Genomic DNA, 26,458 nt, shown 5'->3' with positions numbered 1-26,458 from the left:
TATCGAGTGGACTTCATCTTGAATTTTGTTACGCTGCATTCAAGCTTACAATGGTTATTTTTATACGGGTAGTACTTCATTTTGTATTTGATGCATTTTATTCATCTATAATTCTGGGTTATCATTGATGTTTCGCGCCACGGGCTAGTTTCATTGTGAGATATTTGGTACGCGGTGTGGAAAAGAGGTTTTTTATAATACGAGTTTTTTATGCAAATCACTGAAAAATTATCCCTCCCAGGCGAGCATCCTTTATTTTTGCAAGGAGCGATTGGGAAACTGGAGGCAGTTATAACTGTCCCAGAGCAGAACCATGCCGACTATATTGCTTTTTTAGGCCATCCTCATTCCCTTCAGGGTGGCACTATGAATAATAAAGTAGTGACCACTTTAGCACGTGTCTTTAGAGAATTAGACATCCCTTCTGTACGTTTTAATTTTCGTGGAGTGGGTCAATCTGAAGGGTCTTATGATGCGGGAGTAGGTGAAAGCGAGGATATCCTGGTGTGGGTTCGTGAGTTGCAAGAAGAGCACCCCGAGAAGAAACTAATTTTTGCGGGCTTTTCTTTTGGTTCTTATGTGACTTATCGTGCTGCGGCCCAATCTGGTTCCAAATTATTAATTTCCGTAGCTCCGGCAGTTAATCATTATAATTACCATGAATTTAATCCTATGCCATCTCCTTGGCTTATTGTTCAGGGCGATGAAGATGAAGTTGTTCCACCTGCTTTAGTTTTTGATTTTGCTGCCAAAGCCGCAATCCCGTTGATTCAGTTTGCAAACACCGGACATTTTTTTCATGGTAAATTAATCGAGCTCAAAGCAAAGCTCCTGGAATATATTCGCTCTCAGGTTGTTTTATAATGAATTTGATTACTCAATATGAAGCCGCAATTCAGTGCGGTGACATTGATGATGACCCTCTGCAACGCGACATCTTGACGCATTTGGAGAGTCTTGCATATCAGGTGAAAAAATCAAATTCGTCCTGGCTTTATCCCTTAATTAAGCCTCGAATTAAAGGGGTATATATTTATGGGCCTGTTGGTGTAGGAAAAACGTATTTAATTGATTTATTTTATGATTGCCTCGAAGAGAAAAAGAAGGCTCGCTTTCATTTCCATCATTTCATGCAACAGGTGGATGCTCAGTTAAGACGCTTACAAGGACAAAAAAATCCTCTTCGCCAAATTGCTAAGGAGTTGGCCAAAACGACTCGGGTACTGTGTTTTGATGAGTTTATGGTCCATGATGTCGCCTATGCCATGATTTTAGCGGAGTTATTGCAATCTTTAATTGCTTATGGGGTGATTTTGGTTATTTCTTCGAATATACCCCCCGATGAATTATATCGCAATGGAGTTCATCGAAAACGTTTTTTACCCGCGATTACCGCAATTAAAGAACATTGTGAGGTGCTCCATTTAAATGAGCAAAGAGATTATCGAGTAGGGAGAGCTCCACTGCTAGATGCTTATTTATTTCCTTTAAATGAGCATACAACCCAAGTGATGGAGCAACAATTCAAGCTTTTGGTGAGTGAATTTAAAGAAAATGGCACCATTACGATACAGAATCGCGAGATTCCTTATCTCAAACTTGCAGAACAATCGATTTGGTTTGCCTTTGATATTCTTTGTAATTTGCCGCGTAGTCAATTGGATTATCTAGAGATTGCAGATAAATTTGATACCATTTTCTTAAGTGAAGTTCCTGCATTAACCGTCAATCATACCTTACAAACGATTATGTTCATTCATTTTATCGATGTGATGTATGATCGCGGGATTAATATTATCATTTCTGCAGAGGTAGCAGTTGAAGAGTTGTATGTCGAAGGAGAAATGCAGGAGACTTTCAAGCGGACATTAAGCCGTTTGCTGGAAATGCAGTCGGTAGATTATCTGGCACGCCATCCCAAAAGAGAGCTTAAGGAGTTGATTTCAAAATAATTCGGCGGGAATGGTTGTAAAAGTGAGCCTATAGGTTCTGTTTGCTTCCCTACATTTAAGAAATAATTAAGGATCTTCTCTCCTGCGGATTGGACTCCCGATCTAGTAATCAAACACATTACTCCATCTCGCGGACAAACCGAAGGACGTAGGATAAGCTAAGGGCTATTATTTAATAACTGTAATGCTGCCTTACTTAGGCTAAGGGTTTATCTGGAATTAGAATAATGTATAATTTTTCCCTAAATTGAGAATGATTCTCGATTTCATTTATGTTAATATGATTAAGTTATTTGACGAGTTGCTGTTAGGACATGATAAATATTACAGAATTAATACAAGGTGATAGAGTACGGTTAACCAGTTTTGGTGCTACTGGGGTGCAATACAGACGCAGACTTTTATCTTTGGGAGTTACTTGCGGCACTGAATTTTTAGTTGTGCGAATGGCCCCTTTAGGATGTCCTATCCAAATTGAAGTCAGAGGAACTTCCTTAACATTGCGCAAGGAAGAGGCGAGCCAACTGATTTTGGAGCGTATATGACTCATGTGTTATTGGTCGGCAATCCTAATTGTGGCAAGACCACTTTGTTTAATGCATTAACGGGTGATAATCAGCGCATAGGAAACTGGCCTGGCGTAACCGTCGAAAAGAAAACAGGGTCGTTTTTGGTCGCGCAACAACGGATTGAAGTAACTGATTTGCCAGGAATTTATTCTCTTATAGCTCATGCAGATGGCATCAGTCAGGATGAAGAAATTGCGGCTCAATCTGTTGTTACTATCGAAGCGGATTGCATCATTAATGTGATCGATGCGTGTCATCTTGAGCGGCATTTATATTTGACCACCCAGATTTTGGAATTAGGAAAACCCGTACTGCTTGCGTTAAATATGATGGATATTGCTCAGCAAAGAGGAATCTCCATCGATCCAAAGGCTTTGTCACAACAATTAGGTTGTCCTGTTATTCCAATCCAAGCACATAAAAAAATAGGCATTGCACAATTGATGCAGGAAGTGACACGATTGCCTCAAGCAGCGACTCCCCTGCTATTTCCCCTAGCCACACCCATACAACAGACATTAATGACCTTGGAAAATACCTTAATTCATCAAGGTTATAGTCAATCGCGTGCTTATTATTATGCCCGTAGGCTCGCAGAGGGAGATAAACTCTTATCCGATAAGACAATTGCTCAAGATTTAACTTTATTGAATGAAGTAGATCCTAATCTGGATGTATTATTGGCTGATGCGCGATATCAAAAAATACATGAAATAGTTACAGTCGTGCAAAAAAAGGGTAGTGATGCCAGCGAACATTTCACTGCAAAACTCGATAAGATAATGTTGCATCGTTTTTTTGCTCTCCCTATATTTTTTGCCATGATGTACTTAATGTTTTTATTTGCAATTAATGTAGGTGGTGCTTTTCAGGATTTTTTTGATATCAGTACCGATACAATATTTGTTCAAGGAACCTCCTGGTTATTGCATCAAATCGATGCACCGAATTGGGTCATCGCTTTATTGGCAAATGGTGTGGGCAAAGGAATTAATACCACATTAACGTTCATCCCCGTTATTGCAGCCATGTTTTTCTTCTTATCCTTGTTAGAAACATCAGGTTATATGGCAAGAGCTGCTTTTGTTGTGGATAAGGCGATGCGAAAGATGGGTTTACCAGGTAAGTCATTTGTACCGATGATTGTTGGTTTTGGATGCAACGTTCCTGCAATTATGGCCGCACGTACCTTAGATTCAGAACGCGATCGCTTATTAACAGTAATGATGAGTCCTTTTATGTCGTGTAGTGCTCGTTTGGCTATTTATGCGGTATTTGTTGCTGCATTTTTTCCATCGGGTGGACAGAATATAGTATTTTCTTTGTACCTTATAGGAATCTTGATGGCAGTATTAACGGGATTCCTCTTGCGTAAAACTACTTTAAAGGGGCATGCATCCCCGTTAATTTTGGAATTACCGGCATATCATAAGCCCGCACTCAAACGTTTACTTAAAGAAACGCTTCTGCGTTTACGTTTTTTTGTAGTGCGTGCAGGGAAATTAATTGTACCCATCTGTGTTATTTTAGGTGGCTTAAATGCCATTACTATAGATGGTGGAATTAACTCTGGTGAAGCCAGTACTCAATCATTGCTCTCTTTAATGGGGCAATCAATAACTCCTTTATTTGCCCCCATGGGGATTCATCAAGATAATTGGCCTGCAACAGTAGGGTTACTGACGGGTATGTTGGCCAAAGAAGTGGTCGTGGGTACATTAAATTCACTTTACGCGCAAATGGGTCATGTGACTGAAATTGCTGCGGCACACTTTGATTTTTGGGATGGAATTAAAACAGCTTTTTGGACAATCCCCCAAAATTTAGCACAATTGGGTTCTGCCTTGGTAAATCCTATATTGGCTAGTGCTGCAGATAATCCGGTATCACAGTCAGTATATGGAATAATGGCAGAGCGGTTTGATGGTAAAATAGGGGCTTACGCATATCTGCTGTTTGTCCTTCTTTATATCCCTTGTGTCTCTACGATGGCAGTAATACGTCAAGAAGCAAATAAGAAATATATGTGGATCTCTGTAATTTGGTCTTTTGTTGTTGCGTATGGTACAGCGGTTTCATTTTATCAAATTGCTAAATGGATGCAAAATTCAGAACAAAAGGCGTTCGTAATTCTTGCATTAATTCTCATTTTTTTTATAGGAATGCGTCAATACACTAAACGCAGCACTAGGAGGCATAATGCTGTTGCAAATACGTGAGTACATTTGCCGTGAAGGCATCGTGAGCACCCAACAATTGACTCGAGAGTTTCGTTTGGATCTTCCAGCATTACAACCTATGCTTGATTTATGGATTGGGAAGGGCGTCATCCGTAAATGCCAGGAAAAGGCAAATTGTCAAAGTACATGCTTTAAATGTCGTTCGAGTGCCCCTGAATACTATCAATATCTTTTATAGTTTATCGTTTGCCTAGATTGCTATTTTTACAGGTATTTTACTTAAGCTGTTTTAACTTTCGTGCTCATTCATTAAAATTGGGCTAATATACTCATATAGGTTTGATTTACATGTGGTAAGCAAATGGCTGATGAACCAGATATTCCAACTGCTGACGAAAACTCAGAATTTATTGATAACATCGATAACAGCATGGACTTGCGCAAGTTGCAAATGGAAGAGGATTTAAATGATCCTGTGACTTTGGTAGAGCGGGTTTATCAAATCTGGTGGCATTGGGCTGATTTTCAGTTGTATATTGTATCTCCCTCTATCGATCTTCTTGTACCTCCAGTACTGATCAAGGCGGAATTAATTCCCGGTACAAATGAGCTTGAATTTGTCTATCCTATTCTTGATTCGGGATCCAAATTATCTACTTCTAAAAGCGAAGAGCTAGTTTCTGCTGGAATGTCAATGTATAAGCTTTATATGACCATAGAAAAAATGATTTATATTTTGGTCGAGCGATTAAAAGAAGGCGGCATTGATAAGGAGACAGAGGTTCAGGTAGCTTTCGGTGGGCATTTGCTTCCTCAAAGAAAAGCGTTTGAGTCGATTATTAATTTACCGTATAACGTTGTAGTTACTAACTTCGATCCAGGCGCATGGGGTGAACGATACTTACAAATTGTGAAACAAAATGCAGAAAAGTTCGGATACCCTTCAGAATCGCCCAGAGAAACATTTAGACAACCACATAAAGCCTCTGGCTCTGGTCCAAAAAGATAAGAATATTCACGCTACTCATCGTTAATGCTTTTATTGCCTATTTAATTATTTTTAGTTGAATTTTATTACTTCACTTTATATTCTTATTATTAGTTACATCTTTACAAAAGTTTCCTTAGCAATACAATAACTTGATCTTTTATTTTGCACATCGGATATAAGCACAACAAAAGATCGAAATGCACCAAAATCTAATTATTTGCATCAGAGAATGACAATTTGTAAAAATATTCTTTTTGATTTAAGTCAGCTATCGAAGTTCTGTCTAATAGTATTTACAAATTTATTTGAATTAGATGGAGACAAATTAAAATTTGCTCGGAATACGCAGGAGCTTATCTTGCACGATAAAAACAGAGTGCTATACTTCGCATTTGTGCTATTTAATTAACTTTTTTAATTAAGGAAGAAATTCACAGTGAACAAAAAAAGACCCGTTAATCTGGATTTGGGCAGTTTAAAGTATCCCCCTATGGCTATAGCGTCCATCTTACATAGGATTTCAGGGGTAGTTTTATTTTTACTGTTACCCATTATGCTGTACATCTTTGGTCAGTCCGTGCAATCAGAAGAAACATTTGCGCAGGTGAAAAATTTGCTATCTCATCCCGCTTATAAAATGGTTATGTGGGCGTTTGGTGCCTCGATGATTTACCATTTACTTGCAGGGATTAGGCATCTTTTGATGGATATAGGGGTTGGTGAGCATCTTGATGCTGGTAGACGTTCTGCTGTGTTAGTCATTTTTCTTGCCATTATTTTGTCAATTTTTCTAGGAATCTGGATATGGTAAATAATGTCACCAGCTTAACAGGTAATGGGTTAAAGGATTGGTTGATTCAACGCGTTACAGCAATTTATTTTGCTGCATATTCCTTTTTTATAATTGGTTTTTTGTTGTTGCACCCTGAACTGGGTTTTGCACAATGGCACGCTCTTTTTTCCAATATATTAGTTCGAATTGCATCACTTATCGCATTGTTTGCGCTTTCATTGCATGCATGGATAGGTATTTGGACTGTAACTACCGACTATATGAAGTGTACTGCTCTTCGTTTATCAGTACAAATGTTCGTACTTTTATGGCTCCTGATTCAATTCATCTGGGCCTTAATGATCCTTTGGGGGTAGTAGCATGGCAATTGCACGTAACACATTTGATGCAGTAATTATTGGAGCTGGTGGAGCTGGAATGCGTGCCGCATTGCAGATGGCAAATTCTGGCTTAAAGGTCGCACTTCTATCTAAAGTATTTCCAACTCGTTCACATACAGTATCTGCTCAAGGAGGTATTACTTGCGCATTGGGTAATGCGCACGATGATGATTGGCGTTGGCATATGTATGATACCGTGAAAGGGGCGGACTATATTGGGGATCAAGATTCAATTGAATACCTGTGTAAAACAGGTCCCGAAGCCGTATATGAACTTGAGCATATGGGATTGCCTTTTTCACGCATGGATAATGGCAGAATTTATCAACGCCAGTTTGGTGGTCAATCCAAGAATTTTGGTGGTGATCAAGCAGCACGTACTTGTGCTGCAGCGGATAGAACTGGACATGCTTTATTACATACCCTCTATCAACAAAATTTAAAAGCTAAAACACACGTATTTAGTGAATGGTATGCTCTTGATCTTGTTAAAGATTCGCATGGACATATATCTGGTGTTACTGCAATGTGTATCGAAACCGGTGAAGTCGTATTTTTCCAATCGCGAGTATGTATTTTGGCTACCGGTGGTGCAGGTCGTATTTATCAATCGACAACCAATGCCTTTATTAATACCGGGGATGGTTTTGGTATCGCATTAAGGGCAGGTATCCCCTTACAAGATATGGAAATGTGGCAATTCCATCCTACCGGAATTGCTGGAGCCGGTGTTTTGGTAACTGAAGGGTGTCGAGGTGAAGGCGGTTATCTGATTAACAAAGACGGTGAACGTTTTATGGAGCGTTATGCACCGAGAGTTAAAGATTTAGCTTCCCGGGATGTAGTTGCTCGCTCTATGGCTCTCGAGATCCGTGCAGGTAAAGGTTTTGATCCCAAAGGAGTGGATCACGTTAAATTAAAATTGGATCACTTAGGTGCCGATCTGATTAAGTCACGCTTACCTGGTATTCGTGAGTTATCTATGAAATTCGCCGGAGTTGATCCAATTGTTGAACCAATTCCAGTGGTTCCTACCTGCCACTACAGCATGGGTGGTATCCCTACAAATATGCATGGGCAAGTACTTACCAAAACCAACGGTGTAGAACATATCGTAGAAGGTTTATATGCCGTAGGTGAGTGCGCGTGCGTTTCGGTACATGGTGCAAACCGTTTAGGTGGTAATTCATTACTGGACTTAGTCGTTTTTGGTCGAGCAGCAGGATTGCATGTTGAAGAGTTATGGCAATCAAATCATTTACCTGAGATGAATTATATTAGTGAGGATGATATTGCTCCGTCTTTACAGCGATATAATCGATGGAACAATTCAACTGAGGGTGAAAGCCCAGCAGTGATTCATGATGAAATGCAACGTGTAATGCAAGAGGACTTTGGCGTCTTCAGAACCGGTGAAGTAATGGCTTCTGGCTTAAAACGTCTTCAGGCTCTGCGGGAACGTTTAGCACATGCTAAATTAGAAGACAAAAGCAAGATATTCAATACGGAGCGAGTCACTGCATTAGAGTTAGATAATTTAATGGCAACTGCATATGCTACAGCGCAGTCTGCAATTGTTCGTACGGAAAGTCGAGGTGCTCATAGTCGTGAAGATTATCCGAAACGTGATGATGCCAACTGGATTAAACATACGCTATATTTTGAGGAAGGTGAGAAGATTGACTTTCGTCCCGTGAATACATCACCCAAGCACGTCGAGCCTTTTGCGCCAAAAGAACGCGTTTACTAAAGAGGATACATTACATGGCAGCAGATAGTAGAACATTGACCCTATCAATATATCGCTATAATCCTGAGGTGGATGCTAAGCCTTATATGAAAGATTATGAATTGGAGATTCCAGTTAAAAGTGATCCTATGTTACTTACGTTACTTGAACGTTTGAAAGCAGAGCAGGATCCCTCAATTACGTACAGACGTTCTTGTCGCGAAGGAGTATGCGGTTCAGATGGCATGAATATTAATGGGACAAATGGCTTGGCATGTATTACCCATGTGTCCCAGTTGAATACTGATAAAATTGTTATTCGTCCTTTACCGGGATTTCCAGTTATTCGTGATTTAGCAGTGGATATGACGCAGTTTTATCAGCAATACGAGCGTATCGAGCCTTATTTGCAAAATAATGAGATTCCACCAGCCCAAGAACGGTTGCAATCACCAGAGGAACGCGCTCAACTTGATGGATTATATGAATGTATTTTGTGCGCATGTTGTACCAGTTCGTGTCCTTCATTCTGGTGGAATCCTGAAAAATTTGTTGGTCCTGCTGGTTTATTACAGGCAAGACGATTTTTAGCAGACAGCCGTGATACCGCAACAGCTCATCGTTTGGATAAATTACAAGATCCATTCAGTGTGTTTCGGTGTCGAAGTATTATGAATTGTACTAATGTCTGCCCAAAAGGACTCAATCCGACGAAAGCAATTTCCGAGATTCGCCTACAAATGTTGACACAAGAAACCTAATAGTACTTTTCTTGTTTATTGGTACTGGTAAAAGCCATATATAGAAAAATATAATTCCTGTAAGACGGGGAACCTCTTAAATGTGCTCGAAACCAGTATAAGGATGATCCCCGCACTTGCGGGGATAGCTGTTTTATCCACGGGGATGAGTGGAATACCCAATTTACTGGTGGTAGTGATTAATACCCCTTTGGAGAAAAGAAAATGAGCAGTTCCGATCTGCAAAAAAAATGGGCTTCTTCCTATTTATCTGGCGGAAGTATGGCTTATGTTGATAGTCTGTATGAAGATTATCTTGCTGACCCCAGCTCGGTTTCATCCGATTGGCGAGCAGTATTTAGTGCTTTGCCTAAGGTGAATACCGAAAAGGAATTCTCACATAGAGATATTCGTGATTATTTTTTGCAGAATGCAGATAAAAAAACCATACCTGTAGCCCAAGCCTCAGACAGTCAGCAATTTAGGATTGCCGACTTGATCAACGCATATCGCTCATTGGGTCATCATGCGGCTAAACTTGATCCATTGGAAATGACAGAACGCACACCGGTCCCTGCACTGGAACTGGAGTATCACCACTTATCTAATGTAGATAGAAATCGTAAGTTTTTTGCAGGCACTACATTTGATGGTCCAGAAATGACTCTGGACGAAATATATCAAGCGCTGCGCGAAACGTATTGCAGCAGTATTGGTATTGAATACATGCATATTTCTAATACTGAAGAAATAGAATGGCTACAAGCACGAATGGAGTCGGTACGCGGTCGACTTAAATTAGATGCGGCAAAAAAAATGCAAATTTTAAAAGACTTAATTGCTGCAGACGGTTTGGAACGTTATTTAGGGACACGTTATGTAGGGCAAAAGCGATTCTCTCTTGAAGGGGGCGATTCATTAATTCCCATGATGAAAGAAATCATTGAGTGTGCCGGTAAAGCTAATGTTAAAGAGTTAGTTATCGGTATGGCACATCGAGGTCGTTTAAATGTGTTGGTGAATGTATTGGGTAAAGAACCCAATCAATTGTTCCAAGAGTTTGAAGGAAAAATAAAATATGAACGTACTGGGGATGTGAAATATCATTTAGGCTTTTCTTCAGATATAAGAACCAATTCAGGTTCAGTAGTACATCTGGCTTTGGCTTTTAACCCCTCACATTTAGAAATTATTGGACCTGTAGTAGAGGGGTCGGTACGTTCTCGTTTAGGTCGTCGTAGCGATCTGGGCAAAAAGGAAAAAGTTGTTCCTATTGTTATCCATGGGGATGCTGCATTTGCCGGTCAGGGCGTGGTGATGGAAACCTTTAATTTTTCTCAGGCACGTGGTTATAGCACGGGTGGTACAGTCCACATTGTTATTAATAACCAAATAGGCTTTACTACCAGTAATCCTTTGGATGCACGCTCTACTTTATATTGTACTGATGTGGCCAAAATGGTTCAGGCACCTGTTTTACATGTGAATGGTGATGATCCCGAAGCGGTCGTATTCGCAACGAAGCTTGCATTTGATTTCAGAATGAAATTTAAACGAGATGTCGTAGTGGATCTCGTATGTTATCGACGCCACGGGCACAATGAGGCAGATGAACCTGCGGTAACTCAACCTGCGATGTACCGTAAAATTAAATCCATGCGTCCTCTGCGTGAAATCTATGCCGAGCAATTGACCCAAGAAGGTTTACTAACCAGTAAAGATGCTGAACAATTAGTAGAAGCATATCGTGATACTCTGGATCAGGGTAAAGCGGTTGTCGATCTGGTTCATGGTGATTATGAAGGAAAGTATGCAGTAGATTGGACTCCCTATCTGAATGCAAAATGGACGGATAAAGTAGATACCACTATTAAAAAAGACAACTTACAAAAATTAGCTAAAATCTTAAGCGAGTTACCGAAAGGCTTTACATTACATCCGGTGGTTCAACGCTTATTAAATGAGCGCGATAAAATGACGGCCGGTGATTTACCAATGAACTGGGGGTATGCTGAGATAATGGCATACGCTAGTTTAGTTCAAGAAGGTTATGGGGTTCGTTTATCTGGCCAGGATTCTGGAAGAGGAACTTTTGCTCATCGTCATGCTGTATTGCATGATGCTGAAACTGGAGAAACCTTTACACCTTTAGAACAAATAACTAATGAACTAGACCGCCCTTTTTCAGTAATCGATTCAGTGCTTTCTGAAGAAGCCGTATTGGCTTTCGAATATGGGTTCGCCGCCTCTGCACCTAATTTCTTGGTACTTTGGGAAGCTCAGTTCGGTGATTTCGCCAATGGGGCGCAAGTGGTTATCGATCAATTCATTAGTTCTGGTGAGCAAAAATGGGGTCGTCTATGTGGTTTAGTTATGCTCTTGCCTCATGGATATGAAGGACAAGGCCCTGAGCACTCTTCTGCCCGTCTAGAGCGTTACATGCAACTTTGCGCTCAGCACAATATGCAAGTTTGTACGCCAACTACCCCTGCTCAGATCTTCCATTTATTAAGAAGACAGGTTATCCGTAATTTCCGTAAGCCATTAATTGTTATGACTCCCAAGAGTCTGCTACGTCATAAACTAGCAGTTTCTCCTTTGGAGGATTTATTCAAAGGTAAGTTTCACACTATTATTCCGGAAATTGATGCGATAGATGCACAAAAAGTTACAAAAGTGGTACTGTGCTGTGGAAAAGTTTATTATGATTTGCTGCAAATGCGTCGTGATAAAGAATTAAACCATATTGCATTGGTGCGAATTGAGCAATTATATCCGTTCCCTAAAAAAGCACTTACTACGGAGCTCAATAAATATCCTCAAGCCAAGAAGATTATTTGGTGTCAGGAAGAGCCGCAGAATCAAGGAGTATGGTTCTCTTCTCAACATAATATATTAGATTGTTTGCGTCCTGAACAAACCTTGCATTATGCCGGAAGAGAATTTGCTGCGGCACCTGCAGCAGGAAGCCCTGCTCTGCATGCAAAAGAACAACAAGCTTTAGTAGAGCAAGCTTTATTGGACTGATTGTAAGTTTATCGTAGTCTGGATTACTGCTTTGCTTTTTACCCAGGTTACAATGTGTTAACGAATTTAATAAAATAAGAAGGTATAACCATGTCTATTGAAGTCAAAGTACCTGTTTTGCCTGAATCGGTGGCTGATGCAACTGTAGCTGCATGGCATAAAAAAGTAGGTGATAAAGTTACTCGTGATGAGAATTTACTCGATTTGGAAACGGACAAAGTCGTCTTGGAAGTCCCGGCTCCTGCTGATGGAATACTGGCTGAAATAATGTTTCAAACAGGCGACACAGTTCGTTCTGGCCAATTACTTGCAAAAATAAAAGCTGGCGCTGGATCTGAGGCTCAAGCCGAGAAGAAAGAAGATAAAGCTGAATCACTGAAGGAAAATGAACAGGCTGAACGTGAGGAAGTAAGTGCAAAAGAAGATAAGTCAACCAGTCCTGTAGTTCGACGCATAATGGCAGAACATGACCTTCAACCTGGGCAAATAAAAGGCAGTGGCAAAGAAGGTCGGATTACGAAAGAAGATGTTCTCGCTTACATAGAGTCGAGTAGAGAAAAAACATCCGCTAAAGAAAGTGGGAAAGAGCAACCCCCCAAAGCATCTATGGGCCTACGTGAAGAACGTCGAGTTCCAATGACACGGTTAAGGGCTAAAATTGCGGAGCGCTTATTAGAAGCGCAACACAATGCAGCGATGTTGACGACTTTTAATGAAGTAAATTTGAAAGCCGTTATGGATTTGCGTGCTCAATATAAAGACAGTTTCGAGAAAAAACATGGTGTAAAACTTGGATTTATGTCTTTTTTCACCAAAGCAGTCGTTGAGTCATTAAAGCGTTTTCCCGCAGTGAATGCCTCTATAGATGGTCAGGATGTGGTCTATCATGGCTTTTATGATATAGGTATTGCGGTATCTACAGAAAGAGGGCTGGTCGTACCGGTGATTCGTGATGCGGATCAGATGAGTATGGCTGATATTGAATTAGCAATCAACGATGCTGCAAAAAAGGCTAGAGAGGGTAAATTAGCCATGGAAGATATGCAAGGAGGTACCTTTACTATTACTAATGGTGGGGTATTTGGTTCTTTATTGGCAACTCCGATCATTAATCCACCCCAAACAGGAATTTTGGGAATGCACAAAATTGAAGATAGACCTGTAGTGGAAAAAGGACAAATAGTGATTCGTCCTATGATGTATGTGGCTTTATCTTATGATCATCGATTGATTGACGGTAAAGATTCAGTACAGTTTTTGGTAAGTGTGAAAGAGTTATTGGAAGATCCTGCTCGTCTTTTGCTTAATGTTTAATGAAATGTAACAGTGAAATTCGCATTGACGCATAAATGTATCTGGGGGAAGGCGTAGCTGGAACCCAGAGGTTTTAAATTTATCTAAGTATATCCTGCTGTTGATCTTATTATTCGTGTCCAGGATATGATGCATAAATTAACACTTATGCTAGTGACGGATTTTGCTTTTTTAGAAAGGTAATCGCAATGAATTTACATGAATACCAGGCCAAACAATTATTTGCTAGCTACAATCTACCCGTACCAAACGGTGAAGTCGCTTACAGCGTTGAAGATGCAATGCAAGTTGCCGCACAGTTATCTACTCCCCGTTGGGTTGTTAAAGCACAAGTACATGCTGGGGGTAGGGGAAAAGCCGGTGGTGTGAAGTTAGTAGCAAATAAAGATGAATTAGCTGCAGCAGTTAAAGCATTATTAGGTACTCGTTTAGTTACTTATCAAACTGATGCTCATGGACAACCGGTTAATGCTGTTTTAATTGAAGAAACATGTGATATCGGCAGAGAATTATATCTTGGCGCGGTTGTTGATCGCGCTACCCGTCGCGTCGTATTCATGGCTTCTACGGAAGGTGGTGTAGAAATAGAAAAAGTGGCTGAAGAAACGCCCGAAAAAATTTTTAAAGTAATTATGGATCCATTAGTTGGTGTCATGCCATTCCAATGTCGGGAGGTGGCATTCAAATTAGGTCTTAAAGACGATCAAATAAAGCAATTTACACAGTTGATGATGGGCTTGGGTAAAATGTTTGTTGATTGTGATCTGAGCTTATTAGAAATCAATCCACTTGTAGTGACAAAACAAGAACAATTAATTTGTTTGGATGGAAAAATTAATATAGATGGCAACGCATTATACCGCCAACCTAAATTAAAAAGCATGCGCGATACCAGTCAAGAAGATGAGCGGGAAAATCGTGCCAGCGATTGGGAGTTAAACTATATTCCTCTGGATGGAACCATTGGTTGCATGGTGAACGGTGCGGGTTTGGCGATGGCGACTATGGATGTGATTAAACTTCACGGTGGTGAACCCGCTAACTTCCTAGATGTGGGTGGTGGTGCGACTAAGGAACGAGTAAGTGAGGCACTGAAAATTATTGTTTCTGATGACAAAGTCAAAGGCATTTTAGTCAATATTTTTGGAGGCATCGTTCGTTGTGACCTGATTGCCGATGGTATTTTGGCCGCAGTGGAAGAAGTCGATGTGAAAATTCCTGTGGTAGTACGTCTTGAGGGTAATAATGCACAACTAGGTGCTGATATTTTAAATAAAAGTGATTTGAATGTGATTGCTGCAACCAGTTTAACTGATGCTGCGAAAAAGATTGTGGCAGCTGTTGCTTAATTACTAAATTTCGAGGTTAACAATGAGTGTATTGGTTAATAAAAATACTAAGGTATTGTGTCAGGGGTTTACTGGAAAGCAAGGAACTTATCATTCAGAACAAGCGATTGCTTATGGCACACGTATGGTTGGTGGTGTGACCCCAGGCAAAGGCGGGCAGAAGCATTTAGATTTACCGGTATTTAATACCATGCGCGAAGCCGTGGAAGAAACCAAAGCGGAAGCGAGCGTGATCTACGTTCCGGCGCCCTTTTGTAAAGATTCTATTTTAGAAGCGGCTGATGCGGGCATTCAATTAATTGTTTGTATCACTGAGGGTGTTCCCGTACTGGATATGTTACAAGTTAAAGTGTATTTGGAAAATAATACTCAAGCTCGTTTGATTGGACCCAATTGTCCTGGAATTATTACCCCCGGCGAGTGCAAAATTGGAATTATGCCCGGTTCTATTCATTTACCTGGAAAAGTAGGTATTGTTTCACGTTCAGGAACATTAACGTATGAAGCAGTAAAACAAACTACAGATAAAGGTTTTGGCCAAAGTACGTGTATCGGTATAGGCGGCGATCCCATTCCAGGAACCAGTTTTATTGATGCTTTAGCTTTATTTGAGCAGGATCCTAAAACTGAAGCCATTATTATGGTAGGGGAGATCGGTGGATCTGCAGAAGAAGAAGCTGCTGAATACATTAAATCGCATGTCAGCAAACCCGTAGTATCCTATATTGCAGGGGTAACAGCACCTGCTGGGAAACGTATGGGGCATGCTGGTGCAATCATTTCGGGTGGCAAAGGGACTGCAGCAGAAAAATATGTCGCTTTAGAAGCAGCAGGCGTGAGAACTGTACGTTCGCCTGCAGATCTAGGTGATGCAATTGCCGAAGTTACAGGCTGGTAATTTATTTGGAGGTTGCCTGGGTTAAGATAAATTCCTAACCCAGGTGTACTTAGTTCCTACCAGTAAGACTGCTGATATTTCATTAACCCTATTTTTATGGTACTTCATGACAAATTTTCGAAGCATTGCGGATATAAGACGAGAGTATGGAGAGCTCAATTTAGATGAGCAATCACTTCCAGAAGATCCAATTGTTCAATTTAAGCTTTGGTTTGAAGATGTTTTAAAAAATGAAAAAAATGATCCTACAGCTATGGTGCTCTCCACAGTAGATGATCAAGGTTTACCAGATTCTCGAGTCGTGTTATTAAAAGGTTTGGAAGGTGGGAGTTTTGTTTTTTATACAAATTATCAAAGTAAAAAAGCAAAACAGATTCAAAATAAGCCATACGTAGCACTTAATTTTTACTGGCCACAAATGGCTAGACAAGTACGTATTCGTGGACAAATCAAACCAATTGATAAAGAACAATCAGATCTTTATTTTTCAACAAGACCTATAAAAAGCCAATTCAGTGCTATTGTTTCCCCACAAAGTCATGAGGTTGCGGGAAGACAAGTTTTGGAGAACGCTCTAAATGAGTTAATTCAAAAGCATGGGCAAGAACCTGTGTTACGACCCACATTTTGGGGAGGTTACAAGGTTATTCCTGATGAAATCGAATTTTGGCAAGGTCGAGACAATCGTTTGCACGATAGAATTCATTATTATCTAAAAAATGGACACTGGACGTTTCATCGTTTAGCACCATAGTAATAACATGTACTAGCGGCAAAATTTGCCGGCAAAAAGGTAAGTTCTGCCACAAATTTACATTTTATCCTTCTTTTTGTACTTACTCTATTTTTTCTGTTTTTTAAAGATACAAAAAAAACTTGGCCTGATTCTTGCTTAATATAATATAGCATTATAAAACTCAAATTGATTCTGAAGTTATTTTTTGCATGCTAAAAGAAAATTTGTCAAGAATTAGTAAATGTTTTTATTTGGTAAATAAGCGTTAATAGAAAGTCGTAAAATTGTCTTAAGTGTAGAAATTATTAACAGTATTATAGGAAATACTGTGCGAATAAATAGAGGGTATAACCATGAACGACATAACAGCCTTACTACCACATATTAAATTACGTTTTAATGTTGAACATCCAAGCTATGAAGACAGTTACGCATTTGGATACGAATGTGCGCTGGCAGAAGTAGCTGAAGAGGATAATCCATTTCGTGAAGGAACCCAACAAGCAGAACACTGGTTAGAAGGATGGTGGGATGCAATGGAGGGCGAAGAACCTTTATTTGAGTTGAATGCCTTAGAAAATGAAGAACTGACCGTAAACGAAGTAGTAGCTGCGAATGATAAAGAGTATGGTCATAAGCATGGCTTTTTATCATTAGTGATTGAAATTAGCGGTGCAATAGCAGCTTCTGCAATCGTTGGATATCAATTGTTTGAGTTGGTTGCATAAACTATATATATATGAGGGATCTTCTCTGACTGCCGAGCAAGACAGAAGATCTCTCGTCGTTACCACATTTGAATGAAGTGGTTGTCTAAGTTAGATCTAATTTTTGAAAAGTTTGAGAACCATTGATCGCATTCGTGCGATTTCAGATGGATTAAATTCCTTATAAAATTCAGTACCTATGTTCAGACATAGGGTCACCTGATCACCAAGCCCCTTAAGCAAGTCGACGCCAGATAATTTTAGCAAATGGATTTCATGTGCAATATCTACTGCCCACGCATCAAGATAGCTCATATCCGTGAACACAGGAAGGAATATATGGCCTTGCTCTTGCAGAAATAAAACCCTGGGTTGCTCGTCATTTAAACTTTGTTCTACAGGGATGATGAAGTTAGCCTTGATAAATTCAAGATAAGCTTTATTTGCTTCTTTAGTAGTTCCAGCTGCATCAAGAGCTTCTTTAATTGCAAGGTTAAGAGCGTTCATTTTTAGCCTTAGTAGTAAATGTTGAGCGATATGATAGCATTTTGGTTTAACAATAACCCAAAGAAATGTACATATAGCAATAACAGGTATATTTTATACCTTAAAATTAAACAACCTAATTATAACCATTTTCTGTACCTATGAAAATGAAATCAAACTATGTGTTGAAATAAATGACAACAGCAGTATAATGTAGGTTTTGTTTTACAGATTTATTGCTCATTTTTTGGATAAATATTTTTAGTTTTTTTCATTTTTATACTCCTAGCAATATAAAATTGAGTCGATCAATGAAATGCTGACAATCTTTATCCTGGGATTGTTTTTTGATGTGTGCGTTGTAACCCTTCAAAGCCAATTAGGATCTTATTAGCGTAGAGAGTTTATGAACAAAATACATGAGTCAAGAGTAGAAATTTATACCGGTAAAAATTATTTAGGATTTGCCTGGTTAGTATGGGGATTAGCTGCTGCATTCTATTTTTCTGATTATATGGCTCGTGTTGCCCCTGGAGTAATGCATCGCTACTTACAAATTGATTTCGGAATCAATGAAGCAGGATTTGGTATTTTAACTGCCTCATTTTATATTCCTTACATCCTCATGCAGATTCCAGTAGGCCTTACTGTAGATCGTTTAAGTATACGTTGGCTACTCACTGTGATGTCATTGGTTACCGCTTTTGGATGTTGTGTGTTTGGTCTTGCGGATAGCCTATTCATGGGCTCAATAGGTAGGATGCTTATAGGTTTTAGTGCCGCTTTTGCTTTTGTTTGTTCTCTCAGATTGGCAACATCTTGGTTTCCTCCCACAATGCTCGGGTTGCTTGCAGGTTTAACCCAGGCTTTAGGAATGCTGGGTGCGGCAGCTGGAGAGGCTCCAGTTTCATTTTTAGTCACTAATGTGGGATGGCGCCACAGTATGTTGATTATTGCTTTTCTGTTCATTGCTCTAGCAGCTTTATTGTATCAATTTGTACAAGATAAACCGGGTGAACATCGAAGTGAGATTCGCTCTATAAATCAGCTTAGTATTCTTCAAAGTTTAAAAATTATATTGTCATGCAGACAAACTTGGCTGAATGCGTTATATGCTGGATTTTTATTCGGCCCAACTGCTGTTATTGGCGAGGCAATCGGTCCTGCCTATCTACAATTTGGTAGGGGATTAGGTGCACATGCCGCTGCTTTTGCTACGGGATTAATTTTCATCGGATGGGGTATTAGTGGTCCTTTATCAGGTTGGCTCTCCGATAAGATGGGACGTCGTAAACCATTAATGATCCTCTCTGCATTATTCGGTGTTATTTTTACTTCCTTATATGTATTCAGCCCAACTTTAAGTCAAAACTCAGCTTATTTACTCTTCTTTCTTTTCGGATTGACCAATACAGGTGTCGCTATTGCCTACGCCGTTTCCACCGAAATCCATGATAGAAACGTGATAGGAACTTCTATTGCATTTACTAACATGATATCCATTTTTGTTGGGGCGTCATTACAGCCTTTAGTGGGCCGATTGGTCGATATGGTATCTGGTGCTCGTTCTTATAATGTCGAAACGCTATTACTTTCTGATTTCCAAGCAGGTTTGAAGTTGCTACCGCTTTGCTCCATAATCGCACTCGTGTTGGCATTTACCGTGAAGGAAACGTATTGTAAGCCAACAAGCCATTCCTAAGTGCCTGAAATTTTTATTGATTAAGCAGAAAATAGTTAACACTGTTTTTTTATAAGCTTATCGCACTCTGATGTTATTTGCTGTTATACTTTCAGCTGCAGTTTTTGCATGCGAATTAATAACATGGAGAAGAGAATGAAAAAATTTACAGGATTAGTCATTATCCTGGCCGTTCTAATTCTAGGCGGGTATTATGGTATGGGCGTTCTTACTGAACGAACAATCAGAAAGAATATACAAGTAATTGACCAATCTAATGGATTATATGCTGAAATCCAACAGTACAATAAAGGATTATTTAGCTCTGAAGCCCAAATTAAATGGCGTCTGCATATTCCCGAGCGTGTAGTTCAAGATGAAAATGGACAATCTAAAACTCTTCCTGCTCAAGACTATAACATGGAGATGCCATTAACCATCCACCATGGCCCATTTATTTTTTCCAATAAACGCTTACGTTTTGGATTAGGTTATGGTGAGGCAATTTTTCCATTTCCTGCAGAATACAATAAACAATTCGAAGCTCAATTTACTCCAAACTCTGTAAAACCACAGTTAGATTTAAGTATTTTTGTTAATTACCTTAATGAAAGTACTGTGGAATTCAATGTTCCTAATTTTAAATTAATTGCAAAAGATGGTTCAGGTACTCTTGAATGGTTAGGAATGGATTCAAAAACCACCATGTCTTCGGGAATGAGTAAAGTTGCGGGTAAAATTGTCTTAGAGGGTTTAAATGCTATTAAAGATGATACCCGAATTAGTTTAAATCAAGTATCCAGTGATTATGATTTACATGAAACACCTGCCGGCTTGTATTTGGGGGATGCAAATTTCTCTCTTCCTTCATTTAATGTTTTTGTAAAAGAACAAAAAATGTTTGCTTTGAACGATCTTATCATCAAGTCAGATAGCGATATTGAACAACATCTGTTTAATACTCATTTTAACTTGGCTATAAAATCAGTATTAGCAAACGGACAAAATTATGGTCCAGGAGAATTGGATGTTGCTTTAAGAAATCTTGACGCAGATGTGTTGGCTAAAATTAACCAACAAACTACCGCTATGCAAAATGGTAATGATATTCAACGCCAACAAGCCATGCTTGCTCTTCTTCCCGAGCTGCCCAAATTATTTAACAAGGGTGCCGAGTTTGAAGTTTCTAAGCTTAGCCTTAAGATTCCTCAAGGACAGATTGAAGGTAATCTTTATGTAACTTTGCCTAAAGGTGAAAATGCTAATCCATTTGAAATGATGCAAAAGATTCAAGGTAAAGCGAAGTTGCAAATTCCTTCAGAGGCTGTAAAAGCAGTTATGAAGCAATCGGTAATGCAACAAATTTCCAAAAAACCTGATCTACAACAAACCTTAACCCAGCAACTCCAAGCAAATCAAGCTGGAGGCCAAACAGCTCAGCCCGCTCTAACCCCTGAGCAATTAGCTGAAATGCAAACGAATAAACAACTAACCGCATTGCAGCAAACTGGGCTCATTACAGTTCAAGGTACGGATTATGTAATTGAAGTGAGTTTGGACCAAGGTAAATTCACAATAAATGGCAAACCTTACGATCCTTCGATGATGAAATTCTAGGATTCGACTGAAGTAATTTTGTAAGGAGTAGATCGTATAAAACAACCTACTCCTTATAAGAACTTTTTGAGTTTAAATTGAACATTATACATTGATTTTTAATACAGTTTTTTCTGTTCTGCCCTTGTCTCCATGGGCTTGTTTCGGTAATATACTGTTTTTAAAAGGAGGAGCTAATAATAATGACAACAATCAGTAATGAAGTAGTGGATAACACCGCTTCTCTAGCCGAAAGCGTAACTCTTTCAGTGCAAAAATATTTTTCAGAGCTTAAGGGAACTGATCCTGTTGACTTATACCAATTTGTACTTGAAGAGATTGAAACACCATTGTTCCGTGCCGTAATGGAACATTGTAAATACAATCAGTCTCGAGCAGCAATTATGCTGGGGATTAGTCGTGGAACTTTGAGAACTAAACTACGTCGATATTTCGATGATAAATATGTTGGTACGCGCGACTAACTCAAATATGTAGTAAAAGGGGAGCTGGGAGCTCCTTTTTTATAATCTAAATGTTAACAAGTTATTCTAATTAGCGACAGTGCAAGTATGTTCCATCTGGACGTTGCGAAGAGTCGTAAATGCTAGCAGTTGAATTTCGTAAGTGTTAAGCCCTTAGACTGAGCGTTATTCTGGCGTATCTTGAATGAAAAGCAGTTCGGAGCTTGGGTGCTGATGTAGGGCTACGTTGCTCAAAAAAACCTTCTCAGGTTCAAACGTTCATCAGTCTTCTAAGAGCTCTGAATCGAATCCAGCCCTCCTTGCAGCAGGGTTCTAAAAGATAATCAATCCTCCTATTTCCGCGGCTTGTCCGCGGGATCAATAATTTCTATCCTAAAAAATGAATTTCGCGGGCAATCGGTGAAGAAATGCCAAAAGGAACCACAATCTGCAGCTAAGATTGATGCGGAGTTGAGAGAACCTGTTTGCAAGCAAACAGGTTAGACCGGTATAGTCCTTAGGAATATTTTATGTTTATTCAGCGAACATGGAACTTACGGACTCTTCTATGTTGACTCGTTTAATTGCCTGAGCCAGCATATCAGATAAACTTACAACCCGAATTTTTTTACATTGACGTGCTTCGTCAGACAAAGGAATAGTATCCGTTACTACAATTTCATCAAGTACGGAATTTTTAATATTATTGACTGCAGGGCCAGATAAAACAGGGTGAGTAATATAGGCTCTTACGCTATGGGCGCCATTTTTCTTAAGTTCATGTGCTGCGGAGCAAAGAGTTCCTGCGGTATCTACAATGTCATCAACAATAATGCAGTTTTTATTTTTTGGCTCGCCAATGATGTGCATTACCTCGGATTTATTAGGACCACTACGACGTTTATCGATGATACATAAGTCCGCATGGTCAAGGCGTTTTGCAACCGCACGGGCTCTAACAACACCCCCAACATCAGGAGAGACAACCATCATATTTTCTAGATTCTGGTCTTGTATATCTTCGAGAAGTATCGGAGTCGCATAAACGTTGTCGACTGGCATATAGAAAAAGCCCTGTATTTGATCCGCGTGGAGATCTACAGTAAGAACTCTACAGATACCTACTGATGCCATCATATCAGCAACAACTTTAGCTGTAATCGGCACGCGTGCAGAGCGAACCCTGCGATCTTGACGTGCGTAACCGAAATAAGGAACTACTGCCGTGATACGGGACGCAGAAGATCTTCTTAGCGCATCAGCCATTGTAAGGAGTTCCATCAGATTATTATTTGCTGGAGCACAGGTTGATTGGATTATAAAAACGTCTCTTCCTCGGACATTTTCTAGAATCTCGATCATGGTTTCCCCATCGCTAAACGTACCGACAGTCGCTTTGCCAATAGGTATTTTCAAATGAGAAGAAATTTGTTGAGCTAATTCCGGATTTGCATTTCCGGCAAAAATCATCATTGTGGACATGTGTAAAAAGCCTTAGATTTAGGTTAATCACTTAACTTAAACACATAGCAGAAGACAGCCAAAAAGATATTATTATTATTTGAGCATTACAAGACGCATCCTTCCAGGTTATCTTCTGCTGTCTGTTTACTTGAATCAACAAGAATGTGGCAGGGGTGCTAGGATTCGAACCTAGGTATGCAGGGATCAAAACCCTGTGCCTTACCGCTTGGCGACACCCCTAAAATTTGCAGATTCTTACAATCATCCGTTATAAAATTGCGCTCATCCCTGCAAATGTGTTGCGTATTTTGCAGTGGTTTTGGGAACATGTCAACTTTGAAAGCAATAATTTTTTCTATTTTTAAGTGAGAGTAAGAGTTGACATTGCTGCTAGATTGTCATATGTACTTGAACAAGTAAAGCGAAATTTAGGAAGAAAATCCCTAAACTTCGCTCGGCAAAATTCAAACATGCAGACTGGATTTATACGGTCCAGTTCTGAATCACTACTTTGATCATTACTCCGTTGCCTTCAAGGCGAATCATGCTTGGCAGATCAACTCCTTTAACCGAAGTGTATTTGGTGAAATTAATCGTATAGCCATTTTGTTTTAATTCGACCAGGTGATTGTAGTCATCACGATGCTCCGCCTGGACTGGGCCTGGAGCTGGAAGCCCTCTTACCCAATAATAAAGATTATTTACCGGAAGCCTAATTCCAGTTTGTTCAACTAATAGTTCATCGGCATTGTGTGACGTTATTTTTTTAGGTCCATCTTGGAATGTGACGGTATCACCTTTTTTATCAATAAGAACCGTTCCCCCGCCTAAAGGACCCATGAGACGAATTTGGTAAGCACTAGGGCCGCTTTGTTTCCAATTCATAGTAGCGGACCAACCTTTGCTTTTACTCTTTGCAGCCATAGCACCACGAATTTCCCAGGAGGAGACCGTTTCTGTTTTAGCTTTACGTTGTTCTACCGGCATCGTTTTGTTTTCAGGCAATTCTGCAGCAGGTCGGGGAGGAGCACAGGCAGTTAGCAAGAAGAAGGGTATTATTATAAATAGTTTCATATTGTTCATTTTTCACCTCAAGTCCATTTTTGTAGTTTTTCAATTAACAATACGCTAGACTTATCGCATATGCAATCAGTCTTAATTAATATGAAATTAAAAGCAATTTATCCTGGTACGTTTGATCCAGTTACCAATGGGCATGTGGATATTATTCGTAGAGCTACTAAGATTTTCCCTGACACGATTGTTGCTGTGGCAAGCAATAAAGCAAAACGGCCTTTTTTACCATTGGAAACGAGGATACAACTCGTAGAAGAAGCGGTTGCAGATTTACCCGGAGTTCATGTAGTTGGATTTGATAATCTTTTAATTGATTTTGTATTAGAACAGAAGGCTGGAATTATTTTACGCGGTTTACGGGCAGTTTCTGATTTTGAATATGAGTTCCAATTGGCCGGCATGAATCGAAAATTATCCAAGCAAATAGAAACAATCTTTTTAACACCCTCAGAAAATTTTATGTATATTTCTTCTACTCTGGTTCGCGAAATTGCGATTTTAAACGGAGATATCTCTCAGTTCGTTCCTTCTTGTGTCGTAAGGGAACTCCAAAAGAGACAGGATGAGCATGGAACGTCAGCTAGTATTTAAAATACTTTCCCTAATTACAATTAGCATTAATTTATTGATTTTTTTTTCAAATACTTTTGCCAAACCAAATAATATTCTTCCACCAGGATATGCAATCGCCAGTGCAAATCCATTGGCAACTAATGCAGGACTTGAGATTTTAGCCAGTGGTGGAAATGCTTTTGATGCAGCTGTTGCCGTTTCTGCGGTATTAGCCGTCGTTGAACCCTACCATTCTGGTCTTGGGGGAGGGGGATTTTGGCTTCTACATCAAGAAGATCAGCATAAAAACATCTTTATTGATGGACGAGAAACTGCACCACTGGCTGCGAAAAAAGACATGTATTTAGCACCGGATGGTAGTGTAATCCCGGGATTATCCTTAAATGGAGGTTTAGCAGCCGCAATTCCAGGAGAACCAGCTGCATTGATCTATATTGCAAAAAATTATGGGCGATTACCCTTAGCAAAATCATTGGCGCCGGCCATTAGAATAGCACAAGAAGGTTTTTTGGTTGATAAACAATTAAGTTCGTTTTTAAGCAATGAAGATCGATTAACACAAATCAAAAAATATCCATCCACTGCTAAGATTTTCTTGAATAAGGGGCGTCCCTATCGCATTGGAGAACGGTTAATTCAAACCGATTTGGCGAATACCTTAAAACTCATTGCAGAAAAAGGAGAGCAAGGATTTTATGCTGGAGAAGTCGCAGATCGATTGGTGAGGGGGGTGAATGCTGCGGGAGGTATTTGGACGCTCGAGGATTTGTCTAAATATCGTATTAAGGTCAGAGAGCCTTTGATAGGAGCCTATCATAATATGCTCATTGTTACTGCCCCCCCACCTTCAGCAGGAGGAGTAGCACTATTGACTATGTTGAATATATTGTCTCACTATTCCCTCGCATCATTTTCAAAAGTTCAATGGGTTCATTACCTAGTAGAGTCTATGCGTCTTGCCTATTGGCAGCGTGAACGGTTTCTTGGGGATCCTGACTTTGTCACTATTCCTGTCGAAAAGTTACTTTCTGCAGAAAACGCCAAGCAGTTGAGTACATTAATTCCACCTAATAAGGCAATACCTAGTTCTATTTTGCAAGAACAAACCAAAAATCATCAAGGAGAACAAAAAAGTCTTACGCACACAACTCATTTCTCCATTATTGATACTGAAGGCAATCGTGTTGCAGCGACTCTGTCCATAAATTTTATTTTTGGTTCCAGTGTTGTCGCTGAGGGCACGGGGGTTTTATTGAATGACGAGATGGATGATTTCTCAAGCAAAGTGGGCCAAGAAAATGTTTTTGGTATTGTTGGAGCAGATCAAAATGCGATCGCACCTGGAAAAAGGCCCTTATCCAGTATGACGCCCACTTTTCTTGAATTACCCGATCGTGTGGCAATTTTAGGAACACCGGGCGGTAGTCGTATTCCTACCATGGTGTTAATCGCATCATTGGTATTTTATGACACGTACGGGGCAATTAGTATGGTATCAGCAATGCGTTTTCATCATCAGTATTTGCCCGATGTGGTACAGATTGAACCCGATGCTTTGCCTCCATCAATTCAACAAGCTTTAAAAGCTATGGGGTATAATCTGATGCAGTTAGGCCGAAATTATGGTGATATGCAAGCAATTACTTGGGATAAACAAACCAATATCTTGACTGCGGCATCGGATCCGAGGGCAATAGGATTGGCAGCATCCATAGTCAATACACCGAGTGGATATGGAGTAAGGTTCTAGTT

Annotated in this window: 25 protein-coding genes and 1 tRNA gene; 22 read left to right on the top strand and 4 right to left on the bottom strand. The window is 39.7% G+C overall.

What is annotated here, in order from left to right; genetic code table 11:
* Positions 1-210 precede the first annotated feature (210 nt).
* From ACWTE2_RS30105 to ACWTE2_RS30030, 16 genes are all read left to right on the top strand, one after another.
* Entirely contained in the window at positions 211-864 is a 654-nt protein-coding gene (locus ACWTE2_RS30105) for an alpha/beta hydrolase (protein ID WP_454785646.1), read from the top strand.
* Entirely contained in the window at positions 864-1,952 is a 1,089-nt protein-coding gene (zapE, locus tag ACWTE2_RS30100) for a cell division protein ZapE (RefSeq protein ID WP_454785645.1), read from the top strand. Before ACWTE2_RS30105 ends, zapE begins: the two co-directional genes overlap by 1 nt.
* A 314-nt stretch (positions 1,953-2,266) precedes the next feature.
* Complete coding sequence (locus tag ACWTE2_RS30095) at positions 2,267-2,497, top strand: FeoA family protein (protein ID WP_182392427.1); 231 nt, start codon at positions 2,267-2,269, stop codon at positions 2,495-2,497.
* Positions 2,494-4,740, top strand: coding sequence for a Fe(2+) transporter permease subunit FeoB (feoB, locus tag ACWTE2_RS30090; protein ID WP_454785644.1), 2,247 nt, complete (start codon positions 2,494-2,496; stop codon positions 4,738-4,740). Before ACWTE2_RS30095 ends, feoB begins: the two co-directional genes overlap by 4 nt.
* A complete protein-coding gene (locus ACWTE2_RS30085; RefSeq protein ID WP_182392429.1) occupies positions 4,721-4,939 on the top strand; it encodes a FeoC-like transcriptional regulator in 219 nt (72 codons plus the stop codon). Before feoB ends, ACWTE2_RS30085 begins: the two co-directional genes overlap by 20 nt.
* A gap of 123 nt (positions 4,940-5,062) precedes the next feature.
* Positions 5,063-5,710: a virulence factor gene (locus ACWTE2_RS30080; protein WP_182392430.1), complete on the top strand. Its 648-nt coding sequence runs from the start codon at positions 5,063-5,065 to the stop codon at positions 5,708-5,710.
* 418 nt (positions 5,711-6,128) lie between these two features.
* Positions 6,129-6,503, top strand: a complete 375-nt coding sequence (gene sdhC / locus ACWTE2_RS30075; protein ID WP_182392431.1) for a succinate dehydrogenase, cytochrome b556 subunit — start codon at positions 6,129-6,131, stop codon at positions 6,501-6,503.
* The gene (sdhD, locus tag ACWTE2_RS30070; protein WP_454785643.1) at positions 6,497-6,841 is read left to right on the top strand and encodes a succinate dehydrogenase, hydrophobic membrane anchor protein; all 345 of its coding nucleotides are present in this window, start codon (positions 6,497-6,499) and stop codon (positions 6,839-6,841) included. Before sdhC ends, sdhD begins: the two co-directional genes overlap by 7 nt.
* 4 nt (positions 6,842-6,845) lie before the next feature.
* Positions 6,846-8,615: a succinate dehydrogenase flavoprotein subunit gene (sdhA, locus tag ACWTE2_RS30065; protein ID WP_454785642.1), complete on the top strand. Its 1,770-nt coding sequence runs from the start codon at positions 6,846-6,848 to the stop codon at positions 8,613-8,615.
* Positions 8,616-8,629: 14 nt separating this feature from the next.
* The gene (locus tag ACWTE2_RS30060) at positions 8,630-9,355 is read left to right on the top strand and encodes a succinate dehydrogenase iron-sulfur subunit (protein ID WP_454785641.1); all 726 of its coding nucleotides are present in this window, start codon (positions 8,630-8,632) and stop codon (positions 9,353-9,355) included.
* A 204-nt stretch (positions 9,356-9,559) separates the two neighbouring features.
* A complete protein-coding gene (locus ACWTE2_RS30055) occupies positions 9,560-12,361 on the top strand; it encodes a 2-oxoglutarate dehydrogenase E1 component (protein WP_454785640.1) in 2,802 nt (933 codons plus the stop codon).
* Between the two features lie 90 nt (positions 12,362-12,451).
* The gene (odhB, locus tag ACWTE2_RS30050) at positions 12,452-13,675 is read left to right on the top strand and encodes a 2-oxoglutarate dehydrogenase complex dihydrolipoyllysine-residue succinyltransferase (protein WP_454785639.1); all 1,224 of its coding nucleotides are present in this window, start codon (positions 12,452-12,454) and stop codon (positions 13,673-13,675) included.
* 188 nt (positions 13,676-13,863) lie between these two features.
* The gene (gene sucC / locus ACWTE2_RS30045) at positions 13,864-15,024 is read left to right on the top strand and encodes an ADP-forming succinate--CoA ligase subunit beta (RefSeq protein WP_454785638.1); all 1,161 of its coding nucleotides are present in this window, start codon (positions 13,864-13,866) and stop codon (positions 15,022-15,024) included.
* A gap of 22 nt (positions 15,025-15,046) precedes the next feature.
* Complete coding sequence (gene sucD, locus ACWTE2_RS30040) at positions 15,047-15,922, top strand: succinate--CoA ligase subunit alpha (RefSeq protein WP_454785637.1); 876 nt, start codon at positions 15,047-15,049, stop codon at positions 15,920-15,922.
* 106 nt (positions 15,923-16,028) lie between these two features.
* Entirely contained in the window at positions 16,029-16,676 is a 648-nt protein-coding gene (gene pdxH / locus ACWTE2_RS30035; RefSeq protein WP_454785636.1) for a pyridoxamine 5'-phosphate oxidase, read from the top strand.
* A gap of 335 nt (positions 16,677-17,011) precedes the next feature.
* A complete protein-coding gene (locus tag ACWTE2_RS30030) occupies positions 17,012-17,386 on the top strand; it encodes a transmission trait enhancer LetE (protein ID WP_454785635.1) in 375 nt (124 codons plus the stop codon).
* A gap of 96 nt (positions 17,387-17,482) precedes the next feature.
* On the opposite strand, the gene ACWTE2_RS30025 is transcribed toward ACWTE2_RS30030, so the two are convergent.
* Entirely contained in the window at positions 17,483-17,872 is a 390-nt protein-coding gene (locus tag ACWTE2_RS30025) for an SseB family protein (protein ID WP_182392441.1), read from the bottom strand.
* A gap of 385 nt (positions 17,873-18,257) precedes the next feature.
* Here ACWTE2_RS30025 and ACWTE2_RS30020 point away from each other — a divergent pair, with 385 nt between their 5' ends.
* The 3 genes from ACWTE2_RS30020 to ACWTE2_RS30010 all read left to right on the top strand — a co-directional run bounded on the left by ACWTE2_RS30020 (position 18,258) and on the right by ACWTE2_RS30010 (position 21,613).
* Positions 18,258-19,553: an MFS transporter gene (locus ACWTE2_RS30020; RefSeq protein WP_454785634.1), complete on the top strand. Its 1,296-nt coding sequence runs from the start codon at positions 18,258-18,260 to the stop codon at positions 19,551-19,553.
* Positions 19,554-19,688: 135 nt separating this feature from the next.
* Entirely contained in the window at positions 19,689-21,149 is a 1,461-nt protein-coding gene (locus tag ACWTE2_RS30015) for a YdgA family protein (RefSeq protein WP_454785633.1), read from the top strand.
* A gap of 182 nt (positions 21,150-21,331) precedes the next feature.
* The gene (locus ACWTE2_RS30010) at positions 21,332-21,613 is read left to right on the top strand and encodes a helix-turn-helix domain-containing protein (protein WP_003633193.1); all 282 of its coding nucleotides are present in this window, start codon (positions 21,332-21,334) and stop codon (positions 21,611-21,613) included.
* A gap of 513 nt (positions 21,614-22,126) precedes the next feature.
* On the opposite strand, the gene ACWTE2_RS30005 is transcribed toward ACWTE2_RS30010, so the two are convergent.
* The 3 genes from ACWTE2_RS30005 to lolB form a co-directional block, all read right to left on the bottom strand.
* Positions 22,127-23,074 (bottom strand): ribose-phosphate pyrophosphokinase, encoded by a 948-nt coding sequence (locus ACWTE2_RS30005; RefSeq protein WP_454785632.1) that lies wholly within the window; start codon positions 23,072-23,074, stop codon positions 22,127-22,129.
* A 147-nt stretch (positions 23,075-23,221) separates the two neighbouring features.
* A tRNA-Gln gene (locus tag ACWTE2_RS30000) sits at positions 23,222-23,296 on the bottom strand.
* 243 nt (positions 23,297-23,539) lie between these two features.
* On the bottom strand, positions 23,540-24,112 hold the full coding sequence (gene lolB, locus ACWTE2_RS29995; RefSeq protein ID WP_454785696.1) for a lipoprotein insertase outer membrane protein LolB: 573 nt from the start codon (positions 24,110-24,112) through the stop codon (positions 23,540-23,542).
* On the opposite strand from lolB, the gene ACWTE2_RS29990 reads away from it, so the two are divergent.
* Genes ACWTE2_RS29990 through ggt form a run of 3 tightly spaced genes read left to right on the top strand, consistent with a single transcriptional unit; the run spans position 24,048 to position 26,456 of the window.
* On the top strand, positions 24,048-24,188 hold the full coding sequence (locus ACWTE2_RS29990) for a hypothetical protein (RefSeq protein ID WP_454785631.1): 141 nt from the start codon (positions 24,048-24,050) through the stop codon (positions 24,186-24,188). The two genes, lolB and ACWTE2_RS29990, sit on opposite strands and share 65 nt — an antisense overlap.
* Positions 24,189-24,199: 11 nt before the next feature.
* Positions 24,200-24,724, top strand: a complete 525-nt coding sequence (gene coaD / locus ACWTE2_RS29985; RefSeq protein ID WP_182392446.1) for a pantetheine-phosphate adenylyltransferase — start codon at positions 24,200-24,202, stop codon at positions 24,722-24,724.
* Entirely contained in the window at positions 24,702-26,456 is a 1,755-nt protein-coding gene (gene ggt, locus ACWTE2_RS29980) for a gamma-glutamyltransferase (RefSeq protein ID WP_454785630.1), read from the top strand. The genes coaD and ggt overlap by 23 nt, the downstream gene beginning before the upstream one ends.
* Positions 26,457-26,458 lie beyond the last annotated feature (2 nt).

The organism is Legionella nigrisilvae (genome assembly GCF_977063395.2).
The sequence above is the reverse complement of the archived record's forward strand: the minus strand, read 5'-3'. Positions and strand labels throughout refer to the sequence as shown.